The sequence below is a fragment of the Methylophaga sp. UBA1464 genome (assembly GCF_002325665.1).
In the GTDB taxonomy this organism is placed as follows: Bacteria; Pseudomonadota; Gammaproteobacteria; order Nitrosococcales; family Methylophagaceae; genus Methylophaga.
Map to the genome: position 1 here is coordinate 1 of NZ_DCSO01000096.1, position 3,520 is coordinate 3,520.

At 42.8% G+C, this 3,520-nt stretch carries 3 protein-coding genes; all 3 read left to right on the forward strand.

What is annotated here, in order from left to right:
* On the forward strand, nucleotides 1-1,234 hold a 1,234-nt coding region (locus tag B3O33_RS13065; RefSeq protein WP_292363790.1), incomplete at its 5' end, for an HsdM family class I SAM-dependent methyltransferase.
* Complete coding sequence (locus B3O33_RS13070) at nucleotides 1,231-2,445, forward strand: restriction endonuclease subunit S (protein ID WP_292359484.1); 1,215 nt, start codon at nucleotides 1,231-1,233, stop codon at nucleotides 2,443-2,445. The genes B3O33_RS13065 and B3O33_RS13070, both read left to right, overlap by 4 nt.
* 29 nt (nucleotides 2,446-2,474) lie before the next feature.
* On the forward strand, nucleotides 2,475-3,520 hold a 1,046-nt coding region (locus B3O33_RS13075; protein WP_292363791.1), incomplete at its 3' end, for a DUF4145 domain-containing protein.

The window sequence follows — 3,520 nt, forward strand, 5'->3', positions numbered from 1 at the left end:
GATGTTTGAACTCTTCACTCACCCTCAGGAAGATGCAGACAACCTGACTGTTTTCGAGCATATGAAACAGGTGGGTAACCAAGCCGGAGTATTCGCGCGGTATATGAAAGGCGCGACCTTTATGATCCCGACGCCGAAGTTGCTGGATCAGGTGGTGCAGATGATCGACAAAATCCAGATGGATGATCGCGACACCAAAGGCGATTTATACGAATATCTGCTTTCCAAAATCGCTTCTGCCGGCACCAACGGTCAATTCCGCACCCCACGTCATATCATCAAAATGATGGTAGAAATGATGCAGCCCAATCGCGAAGACACCATTTGCGATCCAGCTTGTGGCACGGCGGGATTTCTGGTGGCTGCGGGCAATTATATTTACGAAAACCATCCTGATTGGCTGCATGATCACTCCTTTCGTGAACACTTTAACAGCGACATGTTTACTGGTATTGAGTTTGATAGCACCATGCTGCGCATTGCAGCGATGAACCTGCAACTGCATGCCGTTGAGAAACCCAATCTGATTGGTCTGGATGCCTTAGGTGAAAGCAATGCCAGTAGTCGTGAACAATTCAGCCTGATTCTGGCTAACCCACCGTTTAAAGGTTCTTTGGATTACGACGGTGTCGAAAGCTCTTTGCTGAAAACCGTCAAAACGAAAAAGACCGAATTGCTGTTTATCGCGCTGATTTTACGCATGCTCAATGTTGGTGGTCGCAGTGCAGTAATTATTCCTGATGGTGTGTTATTTGGTTCATCCAATGCCCATAAACAACTGCGACAAACCCTGGTGGAAAAACAACGCCTTGAAGCTATTATTTCCATGCCCAGCGGTGTTTTTAAACCTTATGCCGGTGTCAGTACAGCAGTAGTGATTTTTACCAAAACCAATAACGGCGGCACCGACAATGTCTGGTTTTACGATATGCAGGCCGATGGTTATTCGCTCGACGATAAACGCAGCCCGATTAAAAACAATGATATTGACGACATCATCAATCGTTTCAAAAACCGTGATAAAGAAGCAGACCGAAAACGCACCGAACAAAGCTTTATGGTGCCCTTCGATGAAATCAAACAAAACGACTGGGATTTAAGCATTAACCGCTATAAAGAAGTGGTATATGAACAGATGGAATATGACTCACCGGCTAAAATCATTGCAGAGATAGAGCAACTGGATAAAGAGCGTAGCCAAGCTTTGCTTATGCTTAAGGAGTTGTTGGGGTGAAAGCGGTGCTGACAAACCAATTTAATAAAGTTGCTCTTGGCGATTGTTGTGAAATTATTAGTGGATCTACGCCATCAAGAAATAAAGCCGAGTTCTGGGATGGTGAAATAGATTGGTTTACGCCGAAGGATTTAAGCCGAATTAAATCAAAATACATTTCAGAAGCGCCTGAAAAAATAACGGCTTTAGGTCTAAAAAGCTGTTCAACAACGCTGCTACCTAAAAATACATTACTATTGAGTTCAAGAGCACCAATTGGTCACATTGCTATTACAACAATTGAAGCTTGTACTAACCAAGGCTTTAAATCTTTAGTACCAAATAAAAACCTGTATGTTGAATATTTATTTTATGCAATAAAAAATATCATTCCTCAGCTCAAAGATATGGGGAATGGTGCAACATTCAAAGAGATTTCCAAATCCACACTCAGCAAAGTTGAAATCCCACTTCCCCAAATGACAGAGCAAAAGCAGATTGCCGCGATTTTGGATGCAGCAGATAGCCTCAGACAAAAAGACCAGCAACTGGTCGAGCATTACACCGCTTTGAGCCAATCCCTGTTTTTGGAGATGTTTGGTGATGTGTTTTTAAATATCAAACATTATCCCAAAGCAACTTTCAGACAGTTATTAGACAAAGTGCAAATTGGACCTTTTGGTTCTCAGTTGCATAAACATGACTATGTTGAAAATGGTGTTCCATTAATAAATCCTGTACATATCGTTGAATCTAAAGTTTTACCAAGTAATTCATTTTCGATATTGAAGGAAAAATATGACAGCTTGCCAAATTACCACCTAAAAAAAGGTGATTTGATCATGGCGAGAAGAGGTGAAATGGGACGATGCGCTTTAATAACTAGAAAAGAAGAGGGTTTCTTCTGTGGTACTGGAAGTTTATACCTCAGACCAAACAATAACGTGAACTCTACTTATCTTTTACACGTGATAACAAGCGATAGTGGCAAAAGTTATCTAGAGCGTAATGCTCAAGGCGTAACGATGATGAATTTGAATAAAAAAATTATTTTAAATATTGAGATCGGATTACCCCCAATCGAATTACAGAACCAATTTGAAGTGTCTATAAATTTAATCGAACAACAAAAACAACAAGCCCAAGCCAATCTAGAAAAGTCCGAAGCTTTATTTAACAGCCTGTTACAACGCGCTTTTACTGGCGAATTAACGGCAGATAAGGCAGCATAGCGTCATGGTCCAATAGCAGGGAAGCATTGATGAGTAATTTTCAGTTTCTGCAAAACGATTTTCCGGCACTTTATGCCGATGCCGTTGAAGCAGAACAACTGACGTTTCTCTCCCCTAAAGCCTCGGCGATTTTCTGCCGTTCCAGCCTTGAAAATGCCGTGAACTGGTTGTATGACCACGATCGATCTTTAAGCCGTCCATGGCGTGCGGATTTGAGTACTTTGCTGCATGAACACAGCTTTAAATCGTTATTTAACAACACCTTATTTAACGAACTTAATCTGATTCGCAAAACCGGTAATATTGCTGCCCATGGTAAATCAGTCAGCCAGCACGATGCTTTAGCGTCACTGAAATACCTGTATCGCTTTATGCGTCATCTGGCGATTTATTACGGTAAACAAACACCTGAATTGCAGGTATTTGATGAAGCCTTAATCCCGCATGGCCCAGCCACCCAGCCCAATGCACAACAACTAGCTGATACCGTGGCCGATGTGGCCGCCAAAAATGCCATTGAGCGCGAAGCTGAAACCCTGCAACGTGAACTGGCTGAACAAAACACCCAATTAAAACAGCAACTCGAACACCAAAAAAGCGTATTGGCCGAACGCAAACAGGCGCGTGAACAGTCGATAAATATTGAAACCGCTGTGCCTTTGCTGGTTTCTGAAGCCGAAACCCGCCGTCGTTATATTGATTTATCCCTCAAAGAAGCCGGATGGGATGATCTGCAGGAGGGATATCACCTTGAATATCCCGTGACCGGTATGCCAAAAAGCACTAATCCTTCTGGCAAGGGCTATATCGATTATGTGCTGTGGGGAGATGATGGTTTGCCACTGGCGGTGATTGAAGCCAAAAAAACCATGGTCGATTCACGTAAAGGCAAACATCAGGCGGAGCTTTATGCCGATTGCCTGCAGCAGTTAAAAGGCCAGCGACCGATTATTTTCTACAGTAGCGGCTTTGAAACCTATATTTGGGATGATCAGTTTTATCCGGAACGTGACGTTCAGGGCTTTTACAGCAAAGATGAATTGCAGTTATTAATAGAGCGACGCAGCACCCGAAC